The sequence below is a fragment of the Lentzea nigeriaca genome (assembly GCF_016907955.1).
In the GTDB taxonomy this organism is placed as follows: domain Bacteria; phylum Actinomycetota; class Actinomycetes; order Mycobacteriales; family Pseudonocardiaceae; genus Lentzea; species Lentzea nigeriaca.
The window spans coordinates 20,891-45,032 of the sequence record NZ_JAFBCX010000031.1 but is presented as its reverse complement, the minus strand read 5'-3'; the positions used below and the strand labels follow the sequence as shown (position 1 = coordinate 45,032).

General features: G+C 69.4%; 20 protein-coding genes. 6 read left to right on the top strand and 14 right to left on the bottom strand.

From position 1 onward, the window contains the following. Positions 1-191: 191 nt before the first annotated feature. The gene (locus JOD27_RS44080) at positions 192-1,382 is read right to left on the bottom strand and encodes a glycoside hydrolase family 5 protein (RefSeq protein ID WP_307830672.1); all 1,191 of its coding nucleotides are present in this window, start codon (positions 1,380-1,382) and stop codon (positions 192-194) included. Positions 1,383-1,766: 384 nt separating this feature from the next. Continuing rightward, on the bottom strand, positions 1,767-2,717 hold the full coding sequence (locus tag JOD27_RS44075) for an alpha/beta hydrolase (protein WP_204768365.1): 951 nt from the start codon (positions 2,715-2,717) through the stop codon (positions 1,767-1,769). A 98-nt stretch (positions 2,718-2,815) separates the two neighbouring features. Here JOD27_RS44075 and JOD27_RS44070 point away from each other — a divergent pair, with 98 nt between their 5' ends. After that, positions 2,816-3,805: a PucR family transcriptional regulator gene (locus JOD27_RS44070; RefSeq protein ID WP_204768364.1), complete on the top strand. Its 990-nt coding sequence runs from the start codon at positions 2,816-2,818 to the stop codon at positions 3,803-3,805. Here JOD27_RS44070 and JOD27_RS44065 read toward each other — a convergent pair. Genes JOD27_RS44065 through JOD27_RS44050 form a run of 4 tightly spaced genes read right to left on the bottom strand, consistent with a single transcriptional unit; the run spans position 3,753 to position 6,971 of the window. Next, complete coding sequence (locus JOD27_RS44065; RefSeq protein WP_204768377.1) at positions 3,753-4,892, bottom strand: NAD(P)/FAD-dependent oxidoreductase; 1,140 nt, start codon at positions 4,890-4,892, stop codon at positions 3,753-3,755. The genes JOD27_RS44070 and JOD27_RS44065 overlap by 53 nt on opposite strands. 5 nt (positions 4,893-4,897) lie before the next feature. Further along, positions 4,898-5,092: a ferredoxin gene (locus JOD27_RS44060; protein WP_204768363.1), complete on the bottom strand. Its 195-nt coding sequence runs from the start codon at positions 5,090-5,092 to the stop codon at positions 4,898-4,900. 12 nt (positions 5,093-5,104) lie between these two features. Next, a complete protein-coding gene (locus JOD27_RS44055; RefSeq protein ID WP_204768362.1) occupies positions 5,105-5,764 on the bottom strand; it encodes a TetR/AcrR family transcriptional regulator in 660 nt (219 codons plus the stop codon). Between the two features lie 4 nt (positions 5,765-5,768). Further along, on the bottom strand, positions 5,769-6,971 hold the full coding sequence (locus JOD27_RS44050; protein WP_204768361.1) for a cytochrome P450: 1,203 nt from the start codon (positions 6,969-6,971) through the stop codon (positions 5,769-5,771). A 149-nt stretch (positions 6,972-7,120) separates the two neighbouring features. Here JOD27_RS44050 and JOD27_RS44045 point away from each other — a divergent pair, with 149 nt between their 5' ends. Further along, positions 7,121-8,434, top strand: a complete 1,314-nt coding sequence (locus tag JOD27_RS44045) for an MFS transporter (protein WP_204768376.1) — start codon at positions 7,121-7,123, stop codon at positions 8,432-8,434. On the opposite strand, the gene JOD27_RS44040 is transcribed toward JOD27_RS44045, so the two are convergent. The 4 genes from JOD27_RS44040 to JOD27_RS44025 all read right to left on the bottom strand — a co-directional run bounded on the left by JOD27_RS44040 (position 8,415) and on the right by JOD27_RS44025 (position 11,565). Beyond that, positions 8,415-9,356: an alpha/beta fold hydrolase gene (locus JOD27_RS44040; RefSeq protein ID WP_239571724.1), complete on the bottom strand. Its 942-nt coding sequence runs from the start codon at positions 9,354-9,356 to the stop codon at positions 8,415-8,417. The two genes, JOD27_RS44045 and JOD27_RS44040, sit on opposite strands and share 20 nt — an antisense overlap. 68 nt (positions 9,357-9,424) lie before the next feature. Further along, positions 9,425-9,898 carry a GNAT family N-acetyltransferase gene (locus tag JOD27_RS44035; protein WP_204768359.1) on the bottom strand — a complete coding sequence of 158 codons (474 nt, stop codon included), beginning with the start codon at positions 9,896-9,898 and terminating at the stop codon, positions 9,425-9,427. Continuing rightward, the gene (locus JOD27_RS44030; protein ID WP_204768358.1) at positions 9,895-10,746 is read right to left on the bottom strand and encodes an NAD(+)/NADH kinase; all 852 of its coding nucleotides are present in this window, start codon (positions 10,744-10,746) and stop codon (positions 9,895-9,897) included. Before JOD27_RS44030 ends, JOD27_RS44035 begins: the two co-directional genes overlap by 4 nt. Positions 10,747-10,767: 21 nt before the next feature. Next, entirely contained in the window at positions 10,768-11,565 is a 798-nt protein-coding gene (locus tag JOD27_RS44025) for an MBL fold metallo-hydrolase (protein WP_204768357.1), read from the bottom strand. A 145-nt stretch (positions 11,566-11,710) separates the two neighbouring features. Here JOD27_RS44025 and JOD27_RS44020 point away from each other — a divergent pair, with 145 nt between their 5' ends. Continuing rightward, positions 11,711-12,223, top strand: coding sequence for a M15 family metallopeptidase domain-containing protein (locus tag JOD27_RS44020; protein ID WP_204768356.1), 513 nt, complete (start codon positions 11,711-11,713; stop codon positions 12,221-12,223). Here the strand turns inward: JOD27_RS44020 and JOD27_RS44015 are convergent. Next, positions 12,177-13,196, bottom strand: a complete 1,020-nt coding sequence (locus JOD27_RS44015; RefSeq protein WP_204768355.1) for a glycoside hydrolase family 5 protein — start codon at positions 13,194-13,196, stop codon at positions 12,177-12,179. The two genes, JOD27_RS44020 and JOD27_RS44015, sit on opposite strands and share 47 nt — an antisense overlap. 110 nt (positions 13,197-13,306) lie before the next feature. Here JOD27_RS44015 and JOD27_RS44010 point away from each other — a divergent pair, with 110 nt between their 5' ends. Then, positions 13,307-13,681 (top strand): MerR family transcriptional regulator, encoded by a 375-nt coding sequence (locus JOD27_RS44010; RefSeq protein WP_204768354.1) that lies wholly within the window; start codon positions 13,307-13,309, stop codon positions 13,679-13,681. Here JOD27_RS44010 and JOD27_RS44005 read toward each other — a convergent pair. Then, positions 13,659-14,651 (bottom strand): pyridoxal-phosphate dependent enzyme, encoded by a 993-nt coding sequence (locus JOD27_RS44005; protein WP_239571722.1) that lies wholly within the window; start codon positions 14,649-14,651, stop codon positions 13,659-13,661. The genes JOD27_RS44010 and JOD27_RS44005 overlap by 23 nt on opposite strands. 58 nt (positions 14,652-14,709) lie before the next feature. Here JOD27_RS44005 and JOD27_RS44000 point away from each other — a divergent pair, with 58 nt between their 5' ends. Continuing rightward, positions 14,710-14,940 (top strand): hypothetical protein, encoded by a 231-nt coding sequence (locus tag JOD27_RS44000; RefSeq protein ID WP_204768353.1) that lies wholly within the window; start codon positions 14,710-14,712, stop codon positions 14,938-14,940. Positions 14,941-15,005: 65 nt separating this feature from the next. Then, positions 15,006-16,997, top strand: coding sequence for an NAD-dependent DNA ligase LigA (gene ligA / locus JOD27_RS43995; protein ID WP_204768352.1), 1,992 nt, complete (start codon positions 15,006-15,008; stop codon positions 16,995-16,997). Positions 16,998-17,868: 871 nt separating this feature from the next. Here ligA and JOD27_RS43990 read toward each other — a convergent pair. Continuing rightward, on the bottom strand, positions 17,869-20,967 hold the full coding sequence (locus tag JOD27_RS43990; protein ID WP_204768351.1) for a M14 family metallopeptidase: 3,099 nt from the start codon (positions 20,965-20,967) through the stop codon (positions 17,869-17,871). A gap of 187 nt (positions 20,968-21,154) precedes the next feature. Beyond that, positions 21,155-24,136, bottom strand: a complete 2,982-nt coding sequence (locus JOD27_RS43985) for a DUF4062 domain-containing protein (protein ID WP_204768350.1) — start codon at positions 24,134-24,136, stop codon at positions 21,155-21,157. Positions 24,137-24,142: the final 6 nt, after the last annotated feature.

Here is a 24,142-nt window from a genome sequence, read left to right as displayed (position 1 = left end):
TGGCACGGACCTGGGCCGACCTGGGAGGACGCCCAGGTGAGGGGGTGCGCGGTTCGTGCGGTGGGGTCCGAGGGGCGGTCAGGGGTGTTGTTGCGGGATGGTAAACGTCCTTCGCCGGCAAGGGTATCCGGTGCGAAGCCGAGTGCCGCCGCGCCGGGCGGACGCGGCGGCACCGAGCGGGCGGCGCGTGGTCAGCTGCCGACTCCGCTCCTGATGGCGTCGATCATGCCCTGCTGGGTGATCGCGAGACTCCGCCGGTCGACCAGCCCGAACCCGTACTGGCCGGTGTAGCCGTTGTCCCAGTACACGGGTGCCGCGCCGTACTTCTTGGCCGTGGCGGCGACGGCCCGCACGTAGTCCGCGCGGTAGCGGGGGTTGGTGGAGTCGGCGAACGCCTTGTCGATCGCGCCGTACTCACCGACGACGACGGGGTATCCCTGCGTGACGAACTTGTCGTACATCTTCTTCAGCTGCCCGTCGAGGAAGTCCTCCTGGCCCCAGGTCGACCTCCTCGACGCATCCGTGGAGCCCCGGCCCCACTGCGTGATCTTGGTGCTCTCCTCGCCCGTGAAGTCCCACGGGTCGTAGTAATGGACCGAGATCATGATGCGCTTCTCGTTGCCGGGGATGGAGGGGGAGCGGTAGCTGTCGGTCGGCAGCACGAAGCCGTAGTTGCCCGCGGTGTAGTCGATGTTGGTGTTCCAGCCGGGGACGAGCAGCCATCGCGACGGGTTGTTGCCGCCCGCCCTGCGCACGGTGTCCACGAAGATCTGGTTGTAGCTGTTGATGTTCGAGTAGCACGGCTGGGTCGGCTGGCCCCACTGCCCGTCGAAGTTCTCGTTCATCGACTCGAGGATCAGGCGCTGGTCGTAGTTCGCGAACCTGGTCGCGATCTGCTGCCAGACCTTCTGGTACTTGTCCTTGATCGCCGTCTGGTTGGGGGCGTCGCAGATCAGCCACGAGCCGGTGACGGTCTTGTACCCGTCGCCGTGCATGTTGATCAGCACGTACAGGCCGCGGTGGTAGGCGTAGTCGACGACTTCCTGGATCCGGTTCAGCCAGCCGGAGTTGATCGTGTAGTTCGGGCCGGGGCCGATGTTGTTCAGGTAGGAGACCGGAATCCGGATGGTCCTGAACCCGGCGGCCTTCACCTTGTCGACGAGCGCCTGGGTGATGGTCGGCTGGCCCCACGCGGTCTCGCTCGGGTAGCCGTTCGAGTTGGCCTCCATCTGGTTGCCCAGGTTCCAGCCCGCGCCCAGGTCGGCGACGATCTGCGCCGGTGTGGCCGCCGACGCCTGGTTCGCCGGTCCGGTCACGCCCGTCGCGACCGTCAGCAGGACGGCGAGCGAGATGCCGCTGAACCTTCGTTTTCTCGAAGTCACGCTTGGTGCTCCTCTCTTCAGCGGCGGGGCTGGTACCGACGTTTCAGAAAGCGATTTCCGAGCTGAAGGTAGGGCGGGTCGTGAGAGGTGGTCAAGCTTTCAACTGATCGTTTGAGGGTAAACTCGGATGCGTTCGACGATCGGCCGCGATGTTGATCGGTACGCTTTGCATTGGCGGGGTCGAATGGCGACCACGGCGGCGTATCGGCAGCTCAGCGAGGTATGGGCGGGTTCGAGCGTTGCGTTGAAACTCTGTCGAATTCTCCCGCTCGCCAGTACTCCTGCGGGATTCCCAATTCGGCCGGGGCGAATTGTCGAATCGACTGTCGAACAAACAGAAAACCCGCGCGTCCGCAAGGACGCGCGGGTTCGGAGGGGATCGGTTCAGATTCGCAAACCGCGACGCAACGCCTCCAGCTCGTCGGCGAACATCCTGCGGGTGATCGCCGCACTCTCGACGAAGCCGGACCCGTGGAACGTGGCGGGGTAGTGGCGCAGCTCGGTCGGCACACCGGCGTGGGCGAGCCTGCGGGCGTACTCGATGCCCTCGTCGCGCAGCGGGTCGTACTGGCAGGTGGTCACGAACGCCGGTGGCAGGCCCGCGAGGTCGGTGGCGCGGGCGGGCGCGGCGTAGGGCGAGACGTCGTCGCCGCCCGGTTCGGTGCCGAGGTAGCTGGCCCAGCTGAAGATGGCGTTGGGCCGGTTCCACAGCGGGGTGTCGACGTAGTCGCGCATCGACTCCGTGTCGAGGCGGTCGTCGAGCTCGGGGATGCCGAGGTACTGGAAGCACAGCTCGGGGCCGCCGCGGTCGCGAGCGAGCAGTGCGGTCCCGGCACTGAGCCCGCCACCGGCGCTTTCCCCGCCGATGCCAAGGCGCTTCGGGTCGATGCCCAGCTCGTCGGCCTTCGCCGCGACCCACTGCAGCGCGGCGTAGCAGTCCTCGACCGGTGCCGGGAACGGGTGCTCCGGCGCCAGCCGGTAGTCGACCGACACGATGACGATGCCGAGCTCGTCGGCGAGCCGCAGGACGTGCGAGTGGAACATGTCCAGATCGCCCAGGACGAACCCGCCGCCGTGGATGTACACCAGGCCGGGCACGGCTTCCGTGCGGTTCGCCGGGCTGTAGATCCGCACCGGCACGTCGGGGGCGTCGGAGGGACCGGGAACCGTTGTGTCGCGGACGTCGACGGGGTTCGCCGGTTCGTACACCGGCCGGAGCTCGGCCAGCTGGGACTGCCCTCCGCGGGCGGTCAGCAGGGCGTCGTAGTCCTGCAGCACCACTGACGGCAGCATGTCGAGCCAGGGCAGCAGTTCGGGGTCGATGGCGTAGCTCATGACCTGATCCTCGGCTCGGCGTGACGGGGCGGGCAGCCGACACGTGGCGGGCAATCATGGCACCGGACCCGCCACGTGTCTGGGGCTATGGTGACGGGGTGAGAGGCCTGCTGCTGAGGTTGTCCGCGCTGGACGCCGACGCCGAGAACGCGGTGCGGGTGATCGGGTTCTTCGATCGCCTCATCACCGAGCGCGCGGGCCTCGACACGCTGGTGCGCAGCACGGCCGAGCTCGCCGGGTGCCCGGTGGGTCTTTCCGCGCCCGGCCAGGGGCTCGCGCTGCGGGCCGACTCGGGTGCCGCCGTCACGGCGGGGCAGGCGCCGAGGCGAGCCGCGGTGCGGTCGCTCGAGGGCGGCGTGGAGGTCTGGGTCGCGCGCGACGGCACGCCCGCGCCGCTCGACGACATGCTGCTGGAACGCTTCGCGATCGCCGCCGCGGTGCTGCTCGACCACTCCAGCGTTCCGCTGCCGGAGCTCGGTGATCCCGCGCTCGTCGAACTGGTGCTCTCGCATGGCGTCGGCACCGCGGAACGGTGCCGCGCCCTGCATTTGCTCGGCATTCCGGTGACGAGTCCGTTGCGGGTGCTCGCCACCACCGGCGAGGCCGAGGGACGGTCGGCGTTGCTGGGCACCGTGCGGGCGGTGCTGGTCACCGAGGTTCGCGAGGCCGAAGGCAGGATCGGGGTCGGGCCGGTGGTGCCCGCCCTCGACGCGGCCAAGTCGTGGGAGGCCGCGCGGACGGCGTTGCGGTACACATCGGACAGTGATCCGGTCGTGTGGTGGGAACGGCTCGGCGGCCTCGCTCTGCTCGCGGAGCAGCTGGATCCCGCGGACATCGCGGCGCTGCCCGACGTGCGGGTGCTCGACCGGCTGGACGAGGAACCGGACATGATCACGGCGCTGTCCGCGCTCGCCGCGACCGGGTCGGTGCGCAAGGCGGCGACCGCGGTGCACCGGCATCACAGCACGATGACCGCACGGCTCGCCCGTGCCGAGTCGATGCTCGGGTTCGAGCTCGACTCGGCGTCCGGACGGTTCAGGCTGCACCTGGCGTTGATGCTGCGGCGGTTGCGGGACAACGCGGAGTGATCTGCTGGCGGTGCTGCCGAGCCTGCTTGGGCATGTTCCAGCCCAGCACGCCGACCACCTCGCCGCCGCGGTGGTACCGCACCACGAAACGACGTTCGGCCAGGCTTCCCTCCACAACGGACGTTTCCGGTCCGACGAACCCATGGACGTGGATCTTCGCGTCGAACTGGTCGGTCCAGAAGTACGGCACCGGTGTGTAGGGCTGGTCGGCGCCGAGGATGTTGCCCGCGACGGCGACGGCCTGCTCGGTGGCGTTCGTCCGGTTCTCCAGCCGCACCAGCCTGCCGAGCGTCTCGTGGTGCCAGCGGGCGACGTCGCCCACGGCCCAGATGCCGTCGGCGGCACGGCAGCGGGAGTCGCACACGACGCCGTTGCCGAGCACGAGTCCGCTGTCCTGCAACCACTCGGTCGCAGGAACGGAGCCGAACGCCACCACGACGAGGTCAGCGGGCAGCACCTCGCCGGTCTCCAGCAGCACGCCGTGGTCGTCGACGCCGGTGACGGCTGCGCCGAGGCGCAGGTCGACGCCTTGTGAGGTGTGCAGTTCGGCGAGGAGTTCAGCGACCACCGGCCCGAGTTGCAGCGCCATCGGGGCCTGCTGCGGGCCGGTCAGGGTGACGGCGACGCCCATCTGCCGCGCGGTCGCGGCGATCTCGGCGCCCAGCACGCCGTCTCCGACGACGATCGTCCGCTTGCGCTTCAACAGATCCGAGCGCAACGCCAGCGCTTCGTCGAGCGTCCGGAGCGTGCGCTGCCCCGGCAACGTGCGGGGGTGCAGACCCGCGGCCAGCACGACGTTCTCGGCCTTGAGCACACGACCGGACGCGGTGTGCACGGCCCGCTCGGCGACGTCGAGGTGCACGGCGGGGTCGCCGAGTACGAACTCCGCGTCGAGAGCGCCGAGCGCTTCCGGCGAGCGGAGCTGGGCCTTCCCGGGTTCCCACGTGCCTGACAGGACCTGTTTGGACAGTGGCGGCCGGTCGTACGGCAGGTGCGGCTCGGCACCGAGAATCGTCAGGCGACCGGTGTAGCCCTTGCGGCGCAACGCCTCGGCGGTCGCGAGCCCGGCGGCGGACGCGCCGACGATCAGCGTCACGACGACACCGAGATCGCGGCGGCCGGGCAGACGCTAGCCGCCTCCTGCACGAGCGAGTGCAGTTCGGCGGGCGGTTCGGCGTCGAGCAGCACCACGATGCCGTCCTCGTCGCGCTGGTCGAACACGTCCGGCGCGAGCAGCACGCACGTTCCGGCGCCGCAGCACTTGTCCTGGTCAACAGTGATCTTCACGGTCAAGCCTTCTCATGAGTCGGTGGTGACCGGCGCGAGCCAGAGACCGACGAGGGCGTCGACGAGGCCGGTCGCGGCGTCGCGCCAGCCGGCTCGCGGGGTCGGGGTGTTGTCGGCGAGCGCGCGCTCGCGTTCGGCGATCATGTGCACGAGCAGCTGCCTGGACATGTCGAACCGTTCGGCCCGCACGTCGTCAGGGAGGTGCTGGAGGCAGAGCTCGAGCCCCGCCAGGACCCGCACCATCGACGGCGACGACTGCGTCTCCCCGACGATGATCGGCCGCAGCATCGGATCGGTCATGACCTGCGCGCCGAACCGGGCGAACCAGGTCGGGCTGCCCACCTCCGCCAGGTGGTCCGTGACCGGCCGTACCAGGCAGGACAGCCAGTCGCGCACGTCCGTGCTGTCGCCGATCTCGGCGAGCACCTGCTGCCTGCGCTCCTCGATCTGCGCGAGGTGCTTGCGGGCGATGGCCCGCACGAGGTCGGCCTTGGTGCCGAAGTGGTAGCCGACGGCCGTGTTGTTGCCCTGCCCGGCGGCCTCGCTGACCTGCCGGTTCGAGACAGCCAGCACCCCGTGCTCGGCGAACAGGCGTTCGGCCGCGGTCAGGATCAGCTCACGCGTGGCGTGCGCCCGCTCCGCCCGTGACGGGTTGTCGTCGACCTTGTTCATCACTTCACCATCGCACCGGTAGTTCCACGAGCCCGCCCACGACGAGCCCCTCGACTCGACGTAGATCTTCCACTTCGACCGCCAGGTCGAGCGACGGGAGCCTGCGCAGCAGCACCTCGAGCACCACCTGCAGCTCGGTGCGGGCAAGCGGCTGACCGAGGCACGCGTGGGCGCCGGCACCGAACGCCAGGTGCTGGTTGGGGCTGCGGCTCAAGTCCATTTCGGACGCTCGGTCGAACACGTCCTCGTCGCGGTTTGCCGCGGCCATGCTGCACATCGCGGTGGTGCCCGCAGGCAGGACGACCCCGCCGATCTCGATCTCCTCGGTGAGGTAGCGGGCCATGCCGACGCCTGCATTGGCGTCGAGCCGCAGCGCCTCCTCGACGGCGGTGCGCACCAGCGACGGGTCGGCGAGCAGCTGCTCCCAGCGGCTGCGCTCGGACAGCAGCATCGCGACCATCTTCGTGATCATGTTCGCGGTCGTCTCGTGGCCCGCGATCAGCAACCCGATGCCGGTGGCGATGAGCGTCCGGTCGGACATCGGCTCCGGGTCCGTGGCCAACGCGCTGAGCAGGTCGTCGCCCGGCTGTTCGCGCTTGGCGGCGATGTGCGCGGCCATGTACCGCCCGAACTCCTGCTCGGCGGCCTTCATCTCCTCCGCGCTGTAGCGGGTCATGCTCAGCATCGTGTCCGACCAGTGCGAGAACTGGTCGCGGTCGGCGTCGGGGACGCCCAGCATGTCGCAGATGACCCATACCGGCAGCGGAAAACCGAGGCTCGCCTTGAGGTCCGCGGGCGCGCCCTTGGCGACCATCTCGTCGATGAGCTGCTCGGCCATCGCCGCGATGCCCGGCCGCAGCGCGTTCATCCGCTTGGCGGTGAACCACTTGCCGATGCCGCGCCGCCACGTCAGGTGCGCCTCGCCGTGCTGCGGGATGACCTCGGCCATGTCGCTGTTGAAGATGCCGCCTTCCTCGCTGTCCGCGATGCGCGCGGCGTCGTCGCCGCGAGTCGGCCTGGTGAACCGCGGGTCGGACAGGACGTTCTTGACGTCCTCGTGGCGGGTGAGCAGCGCGGCCACGTCACCGCTGGCCAGTTTCACGTGTGCCACCGGGCATTTCGACCGCAGCTGCGCCCACTCGGCCGGCGGTTCGAGGGCCGCGTCGGCGGGGAACGGGAAACGCGGCAGTTCGTCTACTTCGGACATTCGGGAGGTTCCTTCGTGGTGGGAGGCGTCTCCTCTTCACCATGTCGACCCGGATGGATTAAGTCAAGTGATTGACTTAGAGTGGTGGCGTGCTCCTCGACGAAACGCGTCCGGTGACGCGCCCCAACGTGGTCGTGGCCGTGCTCGCGATGGGCGGCATCGTGGTGTCGCTGATGCAGACGCTGGTGATTCCGCTCCTGCCGCGGTTTCCGCAGCTCCTGGGCTCGTCGCCCGGCGACACGGCGTGGGTGGTCACCTCGACGCTGCTCGCCGGCGCGGTCGCGACCCCCGTGGTCGGGCGGCTCGGCGACATGTACGGCAAGCGCCGCATGCTGCTGGTCAGCCTGGTCATGCTGATCCTCGGCTCGGTGATCGCCGCGCTCAGCCACTCGCTGCTGCCGATGATCGCCGGACGGGTCGTGCAGGGCCTCGCGGTCGGCGTGATCCCGCTCGGCATCAGCATCATGCGCGACGAGCTGCCGGTCGAGCGGCTGGCGTCGGCGACCGCGCTGATGAGCGCCTCGCTGGGCGTCGGGGGAGCGCTGGGCCTGCCCGCGGCGGCGTTCCTGGCCGAGCGGAGCGACTGGCACCTGCTGTTCTGGACGTCGGCGGCGGCCGGGGTGATCGTGCTCGCCGCGGTGCTGGTCTTCGTGCCGGAGTCCGCGGTCCGCAGCGGCGGCCGGTTCGACCTCCTCGGCGCCGCCGGGCTTTCGGTCGCGCTGGTGTGCCTGCTGCTCGGCGTTTCGAAGGCGTCCGCGTGGAGTGCCGGTGCCATCACGGGGTTGTTCGTCGCGGCGGCGGTCGTGTTGCTGGTGTGGGGCTGGTGGGAGCTGCGGTCGTCGCAGTCGCTCGTCGATCTGCGCACCACGGCCCGTCGTCAGGTGCTGCTGACCAACATCGCGTCGGCGGTGTTCGCGTTCTCGATGTTCGCGCAGTCGTTGGTGCTGCCGCAGATTCTGCAGCTGCCGACGTCGACCGGGCACGGGCTCGGCCAGTCGTTGCTCGTCACCGGTCTCGTGCTGGTGCCGTCCGGACTGGTGATGATGGCGATAGCACCGGTGTCCGCGCGGATCTCGAACGCGCGCGGCCCCCGCGCCACGTTGATGCTGGGCACCGTCGTGGTCGCTTCTGGTTACGGCACAGGGGTTTTCCTGATGTCCGCGGTGTGGCAGCTCGTCGTGGTGTCGGCGGTGATCGGCGCCGGGATCGGCCTGGCGTACGGCGCGATGCCCGCCCTGATCATGGGTGCTGTGCCGGCGTCGGAAACCGCGGCAGCCAACAGCCTCAACACCTTGATGCGCGCGATCGGCACGTCGATCTCCAGCGCTGTGGCCGGTGTCGTGCTGACGCAGGTGACGATCCCGTTCAGCTTCCGCCTGATCATGGGCCTGGGTGCCGCGACCGCGCTGCTGGCGTGCGCGGTCGCGGCGTTCATTCCCCGGCTCAGCCGAAAAACTCCGTGAGGGAACGGGCGACGGCGTCGGGCTGCTCCTCCGCGAGCCAGTGTCCGGCGCCCTCGACCGCCACGACCTTGGAGTCGACCGCGACGTTCGGCAGTGCGGCCACCATCTGCTCGTAGGACAGGATCGACGCGAGTCCCAGCACCGGCGGCGTCAGCTTGGCGTACGTCTTGCCGTCGGCGATGTCCTGGTGGAACGCCTTGTACCAGCCGTTGCTCGCACGGATGGCGTCCGGCGAGTTGTACGCCCGCGCGTAGATCTCCCTGGACCGCTCGTCGAGGCCGTCCGGGTTGAGCGCGGTGTTCGCGAACAGCCAGTCGATCAGGTACCGGAACCGCCCGGCGAGCAACTGCTCCGGCAGCGTCTGCACCTGGTTGAACGCGAACCACCACAGGCTGAACTGGCCGGGCGGCGGCAGCAGCGGGATGTGGTAGTAGCCCTCGTCGGGGTGCAGCACGTCCAGCAACGCCACCTTGCGCGTGGCGCCGGGGAAGTTGGCCGCGAAGCTGAACGCGACCTGGCTGCCGATGTCGTGCCCGGCGATGTTCACCTTGCCGTACCCGAGCTTCTTGACGAGCTCGTGGATGTCGGCGGCCATCGTCTTCTTGTCGTAGCCGCCCTGCGGCTTCTCCGACCCGCCCATGCCCCTCAGGTCCACCGCGATGACCCGGAACTTCGTGGCGAGGGCGGGCATGATCTTGTGGTACTCCCACCACGTCTGTGGCCAGCCCGGTAGCAGCACGAGCGGCTCGCCCCTGCCGCCCGTCACGTAGTGCAGGCGCACACCGTTGACCTGGGCGTGGTTGTGCCGGAATCCGGGCAGGTCCGCCTCGTGGTCGCTGTCGGCGGACGCGACGCCGGTGGCGCCCAGCGCGGCGATGCCCGCGCCTAACGCGAACATGCCGCGTCTGTTCAACTCTGACATCTCGCAAACCCCCATAGTCCGCTCGGCGCTCGCCGAGCGCGGCACGAGCCTAGGTGGAGGCGGCGGCGTTATCGAGGGAGTTGGTAGGACATGGTCGGCCAGATCGTTCCCTTGATCTCGCGGTCCTGGTCACGTCCCGGGTCGCGGACGAACCCGGCGCGTTCCGCGACCTTGCGCGAGCCGGTGTTGTCGCGATGAGTCCACAGCCGCAGCTCGTCGACCGCGTGGTTCGCGAAGATCCAGTCCACGAACTCCTTGAGCGCCTGGGAAGCCAGGCCTCGTCCGCGTGCGTGCGCCGCGACCAGATAGGACACGTGCCCGATTCCGTTCTCGAAGTCCACGGCCACGTTGCCACAGCGCTCACCGGCGTCCTCGATGCAGAACGCCGCGGTGGCCGGGTTGTCCCGCAGGCCCGCGATCGCCGCGGCCACCTGGTCCGCGGTGATCGTCGGCGGATCGGTGGTGTAGCGCTGGACCTCGGGATCCCTGGTGGCTTCCGCGTACCAGGCGGCGTCGTCGACCGTCCACTCGCGCAGCCTCATCCGAGCTCCGCCGAGTCCGTCAGCCGCAGCTTGCGCCGTGCCCGCTGGTAGAACGTCGTCATCCCGAGCCGGACCACGCGTGCGGCACCGGGACGTGCCTGCAAGGACACCCGCTCGCCCGGCTTCACGTACCCGGCGACCATCCCGTCCACCTCGACCGCGAGCCGTCCGCTGGACGGCAGCAGGTCGAGGTCGACGTCGTCGCGCACCGACAGCACCACCCCGCGGCTGTAGGCGGAGTGCGGGGCGGCCGGGGTCACGAGCAGCGCCTCCACGGACGGGCTGGTGATCGGCCCGCCCGCGGAGAAGCTGTATGCCGTGGAGCCGGTCGGGGTGGCGACGATGACCGCGTCCGCCGCGTAGCTGACGAACGGCTGGCCCGCCACGCGCACCGCCACCCGCGCACTGCCCTCGCCGGGGATGCGGACGACGGCGATGTCGTTGAACGCCGTGACCCTGCCGCCGTTGAAGACCGCGTCGACGGCCAGGCGGGGTTCGACGGTGAAGGCGTGGGCGTCGATGGCGGACAGCGCGGCGGGCAGGTCCGGGACGTCGACCTCGGCCAGGAAACCGAGTTTGCCCAGGTTGACGCCCAGGACCGGGGCGCGTTCGCCGTCGGCCAGGCGCATGGCTCGCAACATCGTGCCGTCGCCGCCGAGGCTCACGACCAGGTCGGCGCGGCGGCCCAGCTCCTCCGGGGAGACCGGGGTGGCCTCGCAGCGCAGGCGCTGGATCTCGTCCGCGATGCCGAGGATCTCGACACCGCGGTTGGCCGCCCAGCCGAGGACCGCCTCGACGGCCGCGGCGGAGTCCCGTTGCGGGTGCAGCACCAGGCCGGCGGCGTGCACGTCAGCACTTCCTCGTTGCGGTCACGAAGCCAGTCTGCCGAATTCCCACGGGTCGTGGGCGCTGAAGAGCGTGACCTCGTCGGAGTGGTCGCGCGCGAGGGTCCTCAGCCGGACCTGGGTGTCGATCCTCTGGTCGTGGTCGACCTCGGAGGTGGTCTGCACGATGTCCATCAAGGGGTGTGTTTCGGGGTTTTCGTCCAGTTCTCGGTGGTAGTAGTAGGCATCCCCGCAGTGCAGGAGCCACCTGGTGCCGTCGTGCACGGCGATTCCGGTGTGTCCCGCGGTGTGGCCGCCCATCGGGACGAGCTTGATCTCCTCCGGGAGACCGGACGGCTGGATCGCGGTGAAGCCGAACCACGGGTCGCCTGTGGACTCGTAGGTGCGCCAGTGTGGACCGTGGGCCCAGTGGGCCGGGCGGTAACGCCGGCTCGGGGCTTGCGCCACGGCCGCGCGGAGTTCGGCCTCCAGGACGTGGACCGCGGCGTGCGGGAAGTCCGGCAGGCCGCCGCAGTGGTCGACGTCGAGGTGCGTGAGGAGGACGTGCCGGACGTCGGCCGGTGTGAAACCCAGGCGTTCGACCTGGCGGATGGCCGTTTCGTGCTCCTGCAACGCCGGCTGGGTCATGTCCACCCAGTCGGCGCTGAGGCTGCCGCCGGGGTCGCGGACGTCGTCCAGGCCGAGTCCTGTCTCGACGAGGACGAGTCCATTTCGGTCGGTTTCGACCAGCAGGCAGTGGTTGACGGCCGGTGCGCTCGGCAGACCTTCGTAGGTGGGGTCGATCTGGCGTACGGAACCGCAGTTGAGGTGGTGGATCTTCATGGGGACGAGGGTGCGACTTGAACCGTGGTTGAGGTCAAGCCCTCGGTCGAACGGCTGATGTCCGGCCCGGCCAACCGTCCGTTCGGCGTCCGGGGTCGACCTTGAGGAGGAGTCCGGCGTGGTCGCGCGTTCCTAGGTTGGCCGCATGACCATCCTGCTGGCCGATCCGGTCTTGCGCGCCGTTCGCGTCCTGGAGAACGGCGATCCGTTGGCACCACTCGTCTTCGCGCCTGACGTGCTGGTCAGGCAGGGGCTCGCGCTGCGGCTGGTCGACGCCCGCGACGCGCTGCCGTCCGGTGTGGACCTGCGGGTGATCGAGGGGCATCGCAGCATCGCCGACCAGAACGCGATCATCGAGCGGTATACCGGCGATCTGCGTGAGCTCCACCCGTCGGCCGATGCCGTCGAGCTCGACCGGGCCTGGCACCTGGATCTCCAGCGGCGGCCCGGTCCTGCGCCCGGAGTCCGGGTCATCGAGCACGGCGACGTCGATCTCCCTGCCCGCGAGCACCTCCTCGACGAGCACCCGGTCGTCGCCGCCGCCGGGCCGATCGCGGCGGTGCTCACGATCGTGGCGGCGGCGCTCAGCCGGCGTTACGTGGAGGAACCTGTCATGCGGCGAGGTAGCCGTTCACCAGCTCCAGCCACGCCTGCTTGACGATCCAGCCATCGGGATCGGCCGGGTCGCGGTAGTAGATGCCGTGGGTGTCCGGGTTGGTGCCGTTGAGCCGGTAGGTCCACCAGGCCCAGCCGATCCCGTTGTCCTCGAAGGCCTGCAACACGGTGCGGGCCTTCAGCTTCGCGTCGTCCGCACCGCTCTCGACACCGACCTGGTTGATCCAGACCGGCACGTTGTGGGCGGTGCGGAAGTCGGTGATGGGCTTGATGCGGTTGAGCGGCTTGTCGAAGATGAAGTAGTTGCAGGTGTAGATGACCTTCGGGTCGGCCGTGGTGAAGGCGCCCTCCAGGTGGCTGCAGCTGTAGTTGTCGTTGGGCCCCACCACGACCGGTGTGCGGCGGTCGATCCCGCGGATGACGCCGATCATCTCGTCGTAGAACGCGCGTACCTGGTCGTCGCTCTGACCGATGGGCTTGGGCTCGGGCAGGATCTCGAAGGCGCCCATGTACGGCGTGGCCTTGTAGCGCCGCACGAGGAACTGCCAGACCTCCTTGAACTGCTGCTTCATCACGGGGTCGGTCCAGAAGTTGTCGGGCGTTCCGCCAGCGCCCTGGCCGTAGTTCGAGTCGACGAACAGCGTGATCCACAGGTGCTTGGCACTGGCCTGCTCGATCGTCTGGTCGAGCAGCGCCAGGTGGCCGGCCTTGATGTGGCTGGGGTTGGCGGGATCGGGGTCGCGACTGTCCACGTCGTCCTTCCACTCGCCCCACCAGCGCAACGGGATCCGCACCGAGTTGGCGCCCGCCGCCACGTGGTCGCCTGGGTCCTGCGTCTGGACGGTGCCCCAGTGCCCCCAGTTGTAGCCCCGCAGCACGATCGGGTTTCCGGCCGGGTCGACGACGTTCGCGCCCGACACCGAGAGACGTGGCTGTGCCGCCGCCGACGCCGGGACGGCGCCCAGCAGCAGCGCCGTCGCGGTCGTCAGGCCGAATAACACCCGTCTCAGTTCCATGCTCTGCCCCTCTCAAGGAAACGTTCGGGGCGGTACGTTGCCGGAGCCGGAACCGGGGCTGGTTCGGGATTTGTTCGAGGAATGTCAAGATCGCGATTAGCCTCGGCCGGGTGTTGGACATCGCCGAAGTGGCCGAGAGGACGGGGCTGGCGCCGTCGGCTCTGCGGTTCTACGAGAAGAAGGGGCTGCTCTCGTCGAGCGGTCGCAACGGACTGCGCCGCACGTACGAACCCGAGGTGCTGCACCGGCTGGAGCTGATCAACTGCGCGCGCCGGGCCGGGTTCTCGATCGCGGAGATCAGCCGGTTCCTGGTGGCGACGCCGGGGGACGACGCGTTGCGCGCCAGGATGGCCGAGAAGGTCGCCGAGCTGGACGAGGACATCGCCCGGTTGCAGCGCATGCGGCACAGCCTGGAGCACGCCACGACGTGCACCCACGAACCGCTGGTGGAGTGCCCGGAGTTCAAGCAGGCGCTGAGGTCGTGAGACCTTCGGTGCTGATGAGGACGACCGTGCCGAGGTCGCCCAGGTCGTCGCGGACGGCGCGGAGCCCGGCGAGGGGTGCGGCGCCGCACGGTCCTGAGTAGACGTTCAGGGCATGCAGGTCGCGGACGGCTCGGGCGCAGTCGGAGTCGGAGATGGCGACGGCGGCGTCCAGGCCGTGGTGCAGGAACGGCCAGGCGGTGGCCGACGGTGTGCCGCAGTTGAGGCCGGTCATGATCGTGTCGCCCGTGGGGATGGTCGTGAGTGCGCCGGCTTGGAGGCTTTCCAGGACGCAGGCGGCGTTCTCCGGTTCGACGGCCAGGAGTCTCGTGCGCGAGTCGCGGCCGCGGTAATGGGTGATCACGGCCTGGGCGAACGAGCCGACGCCGACGGGGATCACGACGAGATCGGGTTCTTCGGTGAGTTGCTCGTCGATCTCGGCGCACAGGGTGCTGTAGCCCTCGACGATCCAGGCCGGGATCTCCTCGTAGCCGGGCCGGCCCATGTCCTGGACGAGGACGCCGTCGGCCCTGGCGGCCGTGTTGACCGCGTCGTCGTACGTGCCGTCGACGATCGTGACCTCGGCCTGTTCGGCCTTGATGGCTTCGATGGCGTGCTGGGGGACGTTGTGCGGCACGAAGATGTGTGCGCGCTGGTGGAAAAGGCGCGCCATGCGCGCGACGGCGCGGCCGTGGTTGCCATCGGTCGCGGAGGTGAGGGTGATCTGTCCGGTTCTTCCCTGCAGGACGCGGTGCACGGCCCACGACGCGCCGAGAGCCTTGAATGCGGGCAGGCCGAGCCGGGAGGATTCGTCCTTGACGAACAACCGGCCGACGCGGAGTTCGGTCGCGAGGGCCGGGAGTTCCGTCAGTGGCGTGGGCGCGTAGCCGGGAAACCGCGCGTGGAAGTCCCGCACGCCGGTGGGCGCGGGCGGGCACGTCCAGGTGTGGGCGTCTGGCCGCAGGAACTTCATGAGCACAGCGTGCGGTGGCGCCGATCGCCGGTCCAGCGCATGTCGGGAGGAGGTGCCGATGACCGACGAGGAGCTGTTGGTCGAGTTCGCGCTGACCCGCCTCGACAACCCCGGCCTCGACCTGGAGGAGGTCGCGGCGCTGGTGGTCCGCCGGGTGGGGCCGCAGCGCATGGTCGAGTTCGCGGGGCAGACGCTCGCGCACCGCGACGAGCTGCGCGGGGCCGTGTTCCCGGCCGCCGTGGAGCACGTACTGCGGGTGGTGCTGACGCTGCGAGGGCCGCGGGACTAGCGGCTTGACCAGCGGTTTTTCCTGGTTGACCGGAATTGTCGGTGCCGCCGGGTACCGTCCGTCCCATGAGTGCTGGGGACCGGATTCAGGAGCTCGCCGCGCGGATCGTGGAGCTGCGCGACGCGTACTACCAGGGCGCGCCGCTGGTGGCCGACGCGGAGTACGACGCGGTGGAGGACGAGCTGCGCGCGTTGATCGCGGAGCACCCGGAGCTGACGCCGGAGGACAACCCGCTCGACCACGTGGGCGCGCCGTCGGTGCTGCATGCGCCGGTGCGGCACTCGCGCCCGATGCTGTCGCTCGAGAAGGCGAACAAGCCGGAGCAGGTCGAGGCGTTCTTCGCCCGTTTCCCCGGCCAGCCCGTGGTCGTCATGCCGAAGCTCGACGGCCTGTCGCTGGCACTCGTCTACGAGAACGGACGGCTAGTGCGCGCGGTCACCCGCGGCGACGGCACGACGGGCGACGACGTCACGTTCCTGACGCGCGCGTTGTGCGACGGCGTGCCGGACAAGGTGGACGCGCCGGGGCGCGTCGAGGTGCGCGGCGAGTGCGTGATGCTGCGCTCGACCTTCAACGCCTACAACCAGAAGCACCCCGACAAGCCGTTGATCAACCCGCGTAACGCGGCTGCGGGCACTCTGCGCGCGAAGGACCCGAAGGCCGTCGAGGGCCGCCGCATGCAGTTCTTCGCGTTCGACTTGACCACCGAACCCGAGAGCGCCGACTCCGACCTCGACGCGGGTCTGCGCAAGCTCGGCTTCAGCGTCGCCGAGATGCGGCACTGCTCGACCGCCGCCGAGGCGCAGGAGCAGATCGGCGCGATCGAGCAGCAGCGCAACGACCTCGACTACGACCTCGACGGCGCCGTCCTGCGCCTGGCCAACCGCGACGCCTACGCCGCCGCGGGCACCCGCTCCAGCTCCCCGCGCGGCGCGATCGCCTACAAGTTCGCCGCCGAGGAGAAGACGACGATCCTGACCGATGTCGTCTGGGACGTGGGCAAGACCGGGAAGATCGCTCCGGTCGCCTGGCTGGAGCCGGTCTTCGTCGGCGGCACCACGGTCACCCGCGCGACCCTGGCGAACCAGGAGGTCATCCGCTCGCGAGGCATCAAGATCGGCGACACGGTCCTGGTCCGCCGCGCGGGCGACGTGATCCCGTTCGTGGCGGGAGTGCTCGACGCCTCCAAGCGCACCGGCGCCGAACGCGAGATCGTCCCGCCGTCGGACTGCCCGTCCTGCGCCCAGCCGCTGACCGAACAGGGCAACAGCCGCGAGCTGTTCTGCACCAACGCCGCCTGCCCGGCCCAGACCGTCCGCCGCCTGATCCACTGGTCGTCCCGCGCCGGAGCCGACATCGACGCCATCGGCCAGGTGTGGATCGAACGCCTCGCCGACACCGGCGACCTGGTGAACCCGTCCGACTTCTACACGCTCACCAAGGAACGGCTCCTGGAGTTCGACCGCGTCGGCGAGGTCTCAGCGACCCGCATGATCGAGTCGATCGACCGCAGCCGCTCCGTGGGCCTGCGCCGCGCCCTCATCGGCCTGTCCATCCCGATGGCCTCGGAAGGCACCGCCGCGCGCCTCTGCCGGGCAGGTTTCAGATCACTGGAGGAGGTGGCCGACGCGGGCGTCGAGAAGCTGGTGGCCGTGGAGGACATCGGCCAGAAGGTGGCCGAGTCCCTGACCCAGCACCTGGCTCGCCTGCGCCCGGAGATCGAACGTCTCCGCGAGCGCGGCGTCTCCCTGGACGTCCGCGAGGAGGACCTGCCGCCCGAGGTCGTGGCGGGCGCACCGCTGGAAGGCAAGACCGTCGTCATCACCGGCTCGATCAGCGACCCGCGCTCGGGCGAGAAGGTGACCCGCCCGACGTTCCAGAAGATGTGCGAACGCGCGGGCGCCACCACCGCCTCCTCGGTGTCGGCGACCACCGACATGCTCATCACGGGCGCCGGCGTGGGCGCGAGCAAGCTGACGAAGGCGGAGAAGCTCGGCGTCGAGGTGGTCGACCAGTCCGACATCTGGCCGCTGCTGATCGAGGCGGGCGTCGCCTGACCCGGTGAGCGAGAACGCCCTCAGGCCGCCGTCGGGGGACAGGTGACGGCCTGAGGGCGAGTCTGGTGGCCGGTGTGGCGGTCGCCTCTCGGCGAGGGGCTCGACGCGGTACCGGGTTTCCGGTGTTCCGCGAAGGCAATTGGGTGAGGCCCGGGGGACACGAACCGCACCGACCACTGTGTTCAACGGGGTCTGGACGCCTGGTGTTTCCGGCTTACCTGTGTGGTCGCTCACTGCGGTGAAGCCGTGGTGTTGCAAGGAAAGGCGCGGTGACGCGACGTTTCAGACCGTGGCTTGGGGCCTGTGGGAATGGCGGGGAAAGGGATGCCCCCAGGCCGTCATCGGGGGAGAACGTGACGGTCTGAGGGCAAGTCTGGTGCTTGGGAAGCCCGCAGGCCACCGCTGGGGGGTGTGACAGTGGCCTGGGGCGGGTCGTGATGGTCGGTGCGGCGGTCGCCTCTCGGCGAGGGGCTCGACGCGGTACCAGCCGAACGGTCTTCCGCGAAGGCAGTCGGGGTGAGGCCCAGGGGACCTGTACCGCACCGACGCTCTCTACAACGGTGGGGGAGTCTCGGGTGTTTCCGGCCGGTCTGTGTGGTCGGTCACCGTGAAGTTGTTGTTTTGCAAGGAAAACTGAGGAGGGTAGGCGCGGTGGTCGCCTCTCGGCGGTGGGCTCGACGCGGTACGAGCCGAACGGTCTTCCGCGAAGGCGATTTGGGTGGGACCCAGGGGACACGAACCGCACCGATCGTTCTCTACAACGGCCCCGGCATCCCCTGTGTTTCCAGGTGATCTGTGTGCTCGCTCACCGCGCCGCGAAAGCGGGCGGCGTGGTCAGGAGACCACGCCGCCCGCTTCCCGCCGGGCAGAGTCAGTTGCCCAGCAGGTACTTCATCGACCTGGACATCACGGCGTTGCGGACCGCGGCGCTCGTGATGCCCTCGAAGCCGAACCCGAAGTACAGGGTGTCGGCCGTACTCACCACGGCACCCTCCGGGAACCCGGCGGCGGTGGTGCGGGTGAAGTTGTTCGGGTTCGGCGCGCTGCCCGCGGGCGGGCCGGTGACGACCCAACCGTCCAAACCGGACTCGAATGACGTGGTGCCTTCGCCGGTCGTGACGGTGATGTCGTCGACGAACGTGCCAAGACCCTGAGATGCCCAGTCGCTCGCGTAGGCGATGGAGACCTCGACCTGGCTGCCCGCGTAGGCGGACAGGTCGACGTTCCACTGCTGCCAGCCGCCGGAGTTGCCGGACGCCGCGTTCCAGGTACCGGTGGAACCGGTCGGTGAACAGGTGCCGTCGGCGTTGATCGTCTGGTAGTGGTCGAGGTGCGGATGCAGATCACGCCAGCCCGCCGGGCAGCTCTCGCCGGTGGCGGTGGAGGTGTGCCCGTTCAGGTCGGGCAGCGTCGTCCAGTTGGTGCCGCCGGCCGTGCGGGCCTCGACGAACACGTGGTCCCACGCGAGTTCGGTGTCGTACGAGGTGTAGAACGACATCTGGGCGCCACCGGCGGGAACGGTGATCGTCCGGGTCAGTCGCTTGTACGACACGTCACTGATCTGCGAGTACATGTAGTAGGTACCGGTATGCGGCGCGAACGGGCCACCGGGGCGGTCCCAGGCGGCTGCGACCGTACTGGCGAACTGCGGGTACTGGTTCACCGGCAGCAGGCCACTCGTCGTCAGGAACGACGCGGTGTTGGTCTGGTTCTGTGCGCTGTCCGCTCCGTTGAGGCCCCACGTGAGGCCCGTGTAGGGATCCGCGACACCCTTGACGGGGAACGGGTTGTGGTTCTCGTCCTGACCCGCGCCGCCGTTGATGATCGCGGCGCCGAACCAGTACTCGATGACGTCGTTCACGCCGTTGCCGGAACCGCGCAGGAGGCGGCACCGCGTGTCCCTGTCCGGCAGGCTGCTGCACTGCTTGTTCTCGAACGGGTCGTAGAACTGGTTGCCGATCCCGCTGGCGCCGGTGTACTGGTGCCCGGCGTTCTTGCCGGTGTAGAGCACCTTTCCGCCCTCGTTGAGGTAATCGCGGATCTCGAAGAGCTCCGTCTGCGCCAGGCTCGAGGCGTTGCCGGGGCCCCAGCCCGCCTCGCGCGTCACGAGGTCGTCGCCGGTGTACCAGATGACGGCCTGGTAGTGGCTCAGCACGCCGAGCGCGTCAGGTGCCTTGCGGCCATGCGCGTCCACGTCGTACACGTCGTGGCTGACGCCGTTGGCGTTGAGTGCGTCGGTGTAGTACGACAGGTACTTCGGTGCCGTGACGCCCTGTACGGGCGAGGCGCCGGTGTAGTCCTCGGCGGCGAGGACGAGCACCTTGCCGCCGCTCTCGGAGACGGCGTGGTAGGTGAACGAGCCGCTGGTCTGACCGCCGCCCTCGAACCACACCTTGACGTCGTCACCGGGGTTCGTGCCGGTCACCGTGCCACGCACGACGTGGTAGTAGTTCGCGTTGCCCGCGCTGTAGCGCTCGCCGCCGGTCCACTCGGTCGTCGGCGCGCTGTGCACCGGGCCGTTGCCGACCTGCCACTTGGCGGTCACCGCGCCGAGCGACTTCTTCGCCAGCACGCGGACTTCCTGCGGGTCGCCGTACGACTCGGTGAACGTGAAGTCCAACATGGACAGTGGGCCGTTCTCCTGGTCGGCCTCGGCCTGGTCCAGGTAGAACGGCTGGACGCCGATGCCGACGGCAGACTTCGGGTTGGCAGGGTCGGGCGCGGACTTCGCGAGCGACAGCGAGAACGGCAGCGCCCTCTGGAACTCGGCCTCGACGAGCGCCTCGTCGTCGGGGAAGACGAAGCCGCAGCCGTCGCAGCCCTCGCCGAGCTCCGGCGTGAACGCCACGGTGCCGTTGTGGCTGTCGGCGTAGTCGGTGGTCTCGCCGTTGGTCACGTACAGCTCGTCGGAGCTGATGCCGGGGTCGAAGCCGGGGATCGCGGGGTTGGCGTCGGTGCCGGCGAGTGCGGTGTAGATCGGGTTGTCGGCCTCGGGCGTGCCGGTCTGCCAGCCCTGCGGGTAGAGGATGAACGGGCCGTAGGAGTGCATGTTGGACTGGAACTTCGGCTTGATCCGGTCGAGCAGTCCCTGCATCGCCTTGGTCTCGGGCTCGGAGACCGCGTTGGGCCCGCGGTAGGTCTCGCTGGCGGTCGCGCTCGACGAGCCTTCGTTGTCGTAGTTGAAGTGCTCGTCGAAGTTGCGGTTCGGGTCGACGCCGTCACCGACGGTGATCTGCCCGTTGCCGTCGTTGTCGCGGAGGTTCTTGCGCCACAGGCGTTCCACGTCGAACGTGTACTGGTAGCCGTCCGGGTTGGCGACGAGCACGAACCACAGCTCGGTCGCCTTCAGCAGGTCCTTGATCTCCTTGTCGCCCGCCTTGAACCGGTTGACGACGTGGTTCAGCAGCCTGCGGTTGACCTCGGTGCTGATCCACTCACGCGCGTGCTGCGTCGACGAGTACAACACCGCGGGCCTGCTGCCGTCGCGCAGACCGACGGCGCCCTGCGTCACCTTCAGCGCGATGATCTCGCGGCCCTGCCCGGTCTTCCCGAGCACCTCGAGCTTCACGAGGTTCTGGTTGTCGCGGGCCAACGCGTACAGCTGGTCGCGGATCCCGCCAGGTTGGTCGTAGGACCGCCACACCGTGTACCCGGCGGCGGCCTGTTCGGCGGCGAGCTGCCGTGCGCTCTTGCCGTCCTTGTTCTTCTTCACCTTCGCGTCGACACCGCGCCTGGCCAGTTCCGCCTGCTGGCCGCCGGTGAGCACGAGGTCGACCTCGACCTTGTCGCCGGACGTCCGGGTGCCGGTGACGTCGAAGCCTTGTCTGGACAGGTCAGCCGCCTGCTGAGGTGTCACGTCGGCGACGTAGACGTCGAGCGGGTCGGCCGTGGGAGCGGCCGCGGCGGGTGACGCCGCCACGCCGCCGAGGACGAGGGCCAATGCGGACAGGAGTGTCGTGGACCGCTTCATCGCGTTCCTCCGTGGCGTGCGTGGTCGACGCAAGACCAGCCGACGCTACGCCGATCGGGCGTTACTTTGACGGGCCTTTCGGCCCTGCTCTTTCGGCCTAACAGTGGCATGACGTGACTACGCGGACGCTCACCGTCACCCATCGCAGTTCACCCGCGAGCCGAAACGGGTTCGTCGGCGCGGGTTCCTAGGTTGATCTCCTGGCGTCGCGCCGGTTCCTGACCTCCTTGAGAACCTTCACCTCCCACGGCAGCGGAGGATCGCTCGCCGGGTCGTACGGCGCGAGTCGTGGTTGAGCCGCACCGAGATCGTGCAGCAGCAAGGAAGCTTCCCGCAGGTCGTAACGACGGACGTGCGGCTCGCCATCGGCCCAGGCCCTCCGGTACGCCAGTTCCGCCTGCGCGAGAGCCTTCTCGTACTCGCCGAGTGCCCGCCACAGCAGGGCGAGCGGTGCGTGCGCCGGTCGGTCGCCGGAGGAGAGGCGTGCGGCCTCCGCGGCGGCGTTCGACGACTGTCCTGAGTGGAGCCTGGCGAGCACGAGCTTGGTGGCGGTGTCGGTGTCGTGGATGTCGGACGTGCGCGCCATCCGCATCGCCTCGCCGAGCTCGTGCGCGGCCGCGCCCCAGTCCTCCAGCTGCAGGAACAGGTTCCCTCTCAGCCTGTGCACCTTGCGCTGCAACGCTTTGCTGTTCGTCGCTCGCGCGTGGTCCTCGATCGACGTGAGCTCCGAGTCGGACAGCCGGCCGGTGCGCAGCTTGAAGTACGCGTTCACGATCTCCGCCTGTCCGCTGCGGCGCGCGGCGTAGTCCCAGCTGTGCAGGAAGTCGAGCGACGCCCAGATCTTCTCGGCCTCCGCCTCCTGTCCCGCGTCGACAAGGCGTTCGAACGTCGTGAGGCGCGCCACGAACAACGCCCTGCCGTTCGGATAAAGCTCGGCCAGCTCCAGCGCGAGGCGCACCACCCGGTCGGCCCGCGCCAACCGGTTCAACCCGTCGAGCGTGGTCGCCGCGTTCGCGAGGTTCACCACGGCACGCACCGAGTTGCCGCTGTCGATGTTCTTGGTCAACGCGAGACCGTGCAGCGCGAGGGCGCGCTCCAGCTCGCCCACCCTCGTCAACGCGCACGCCGCATCGGTCGCGAGCGACGCGGCCTGTTCGGTGATGAGGTCGCGATGCGGTGCCGACCAGCCGTGCGTGAAAAACGGTTGCAGGAGCGAGAGAACCTCCGGAAACGCTTCGAGCTTGTGCACCAGCGCACCGCCCAGCTCGGTGTACCGCAGGCCCGCCTCGTGGATGCGGCCCAGCTGGACGAGCGTGCGCACGAGGGTCATCCCGTGGCGCAGGTCCTCCACGCTCTCGGGCTCGACGTGCGGGTTCTCCCACCGCGCGGAGAAGTGGTCGACCATGCGCTGCCCGATGCGGTGCACGTCCTCCTTGAGCAGCCCACCGGCCGTGACACCGCGCACCACGGGGTGGATGTCGTAGCGCTGGGTTCGCCGGTCGTACTGCAACAGCCCGCGGTGCTCGAGGTCGTGCACGGTCGCGCTGAGCTTGTGCAGGGCCGCCGCCTGCTCCTCCGGTTCGGCCGGCCGGTCGAGCGGCAGGTGCGGGTTGAACGCGCTGAGCGTCTCGTAGTCGACGGTCTCCGAGAGCAGCGCCAGCGTGTTGAGCAGCTGCCAGCTCGGTTCCGGCAGCGCCGCGAGTGCCGCGCGCAGGATGTGGTTGCGCTTCCCCACGAGGTCGAGCTCGGAGAGTTTGAGATGGCCGCCGTGGTGAGGGTCGGCGGCCCAGGCGTCGAAGTCGCCGCGTGCCGGGAGGTAGCCGTTGACCAGGCCGGCCACGACCCCGGTCACCAGCGGGTGGCAGTCGCAGTGCCGCTTCAGATACGCGCGTATGGCCGCGGAATCGCCGGCGACGTTGCAGCTGCGCAGCAGGGCCTCGGCGTCGGCGGGCCGCAGCCCGGGCAGGCGTTCGTGCAGCACGCCGGGAATGGGGTGGTTCGACGTGTTGAGCAGCACGGACGGCACGAGGCGCGAGGTGATGAGGATCTTCGACGGCTCGGCACCCGCGAGCTGCCGCAGGAGGTCCTCGTCCTCGACGCGGATCGCACCGCACGGATCGCGGTCGGTGATGTCGTCCGACTCACCCGCGCGGTCGTCGAGCAGCTGCGACGCGTCGTAGTGGTGGTAGGCGGCGAGAACCCGTTCGAGTCCGTCGAGGACGAAGAGCCACGGGTGGCGCTTGAGCTGCCGCACGAGCAGCTCCGCGACCTCGGCCGACCCCTTCATCGCGAACTCGCCGACCGGGCGCATCGTCGTGTACGCGAGGGCGCGGCGGCAGAAGTCGTCCATCACCGCGCCCTTCTCGTAGAACGAGTACCAGAACCGGCCGGCCCAGTCGCCGCGCACGGCGGGAGCGTGGCGCGTGATCCACTGCCACGAGAGCATGCTCTTCCCGGCACCGCCGATCGACTCGAAGAGCAGCACGGGATGCTGGTCGGCCGCGTCCGCCCAGTCGTTCAGCGTCGCGAGCTGGGCCTGCCTGCCGACGAACGTGTGCGACCCGATGTAGCTCGGGTGGGCGTAGAGCGCGGGCGGAGCAGGAACGTCGAGGTCGACGTCCTGTGCGGGAGCCGACGTGAGGTGCCAGCGCAGCTCGGCGACCGACTGCGTGGCGGCCGCCGAGAAGTCGGCCAGGTCGTTGAACACCCTGTACACGCGGTGGACCGAACCACCCGCGGACGCGCGTTTGGCCTCCTCCCGGAACGCCTCCAGCTTCCGTCGCTTGTCGGGATCGACCTCCACCGCGCCGGCGACCACTGGATGGGCCGGCCCCATGATGAAGACCAGGATCGGCAGGCCCAGCCTGCGAGCCTCGCGGAACTCCAGCTCGGTGAGCGAGAGCCGGTCCGGATTCTCATGGCACTCCGGCACCTGGCCGTACCGGTGGCTGATCACCCCGACGTAGGCGGCCGCGTGCCGCACCTTGCTCAGCGACGCCTCGACGACCGTGCCGGCGGGCAACGCCGCGTCCTGCTCCATCGCCACCGGGTGCAGGTGCTGTCCCTCGATCGCCCGCATCAGCGCGGCGCGGTGCTCCTCGAGATCCTCGAACGTGCTCGACACGACGACGCCGGGGTAGCGGCGCGGTTGCGGCCTGTGTGGATGCACAGCGCC

Coding starts and splice junctions, on each gene's coding strand:
- JOD27_RS44045 (WP_204768376.1), top strand. CDS start 7,121: ATGGGCGGCATCGTGGTGTCGCTGATGCAGACGCTGGTGATTCCGCTC.
- JOD27_RS44025 (WP_204768357.1), bottom strand. CDS start 11,565: ATGAAGATCCACCACCTCAACTGCGGTTCCGTACGCCAGATCGACCCC.
- JOD27_RS43990 (WP_204768351.1), bottom strand. CDS start 20,967: ATGAAGCGGTCCACGACACTCCTGTCCGCATTGGCCCTCGTCCTCGGC.
- JOD27_RS44015 (WP_204768355.1), bottom strand. CDS start 13,196: ATGGAACTGAGACGGGTGTTATTCGGCCTGACGACCGCGACGGCGCTG.
- ligA (WP_204768352.1), top strand. CDS start 15,006: ATGAGTGCTGGGGACCGGATTCAGGAGCTCGCCGCGCGGATCGTGGAG.
- JOD27_RS44020 (WP_204768356.1), top strand. CDS start 11,711: ATGACCATCCTGCTGGCCGATCCGGTCTTGCGCGCCGTTCGCGTCCTG.
- JOD27_RS44000 (WP_204768353.1), top strand. CDS start 14,710: ATGACCGACGAGGAGCTGTTGGTCGAGTTCGCGCTGACCCGCCTCGAC.
- JOD27_RS44035 (WP_204768359.1), bottom strand. CDS start 9,898: ATGAGGCTGCGCGAGTGGACGGTCGACGACGCCGCCTGGTACGCGGAA.
- JOD27_RS44040 (WP_239571724.1), bottom strand. CDS start 9,356: ATGTCAGAGTTGAACAGACGCGGCATGTTCGCGTTAGGCGCGGGCATC.
- JOD27_RS44055 (WP_204768362.1), bottom strand. CDS start 5,764: ATGAACAAGGTCGACGACAACCCGTCACGGGCGGAGCGGGCGCACGCC.
- JOD27_RS44075 (WP_204768365.1), bottom strand. CDS start 2,717: ATGAGCTACGCCATCGACCCCGAACTGCTGCCCTGGCTCGACATGCTG.
- JOD27_RS44005 (WP_239571722.1), bottom strand. CDS start 14,651: ATGAAGTTCCTGCGGCCAGACGCCCACACCTGGACGTGCCCGCCCGCG.
- JOD27_RS44050 (WP_204768361.1), bottom strand. CDS start 6,971: ATGTCCGAAGTAGACGAACTGCCGCGTTTCCCGTTCCCCGCCGACGCG.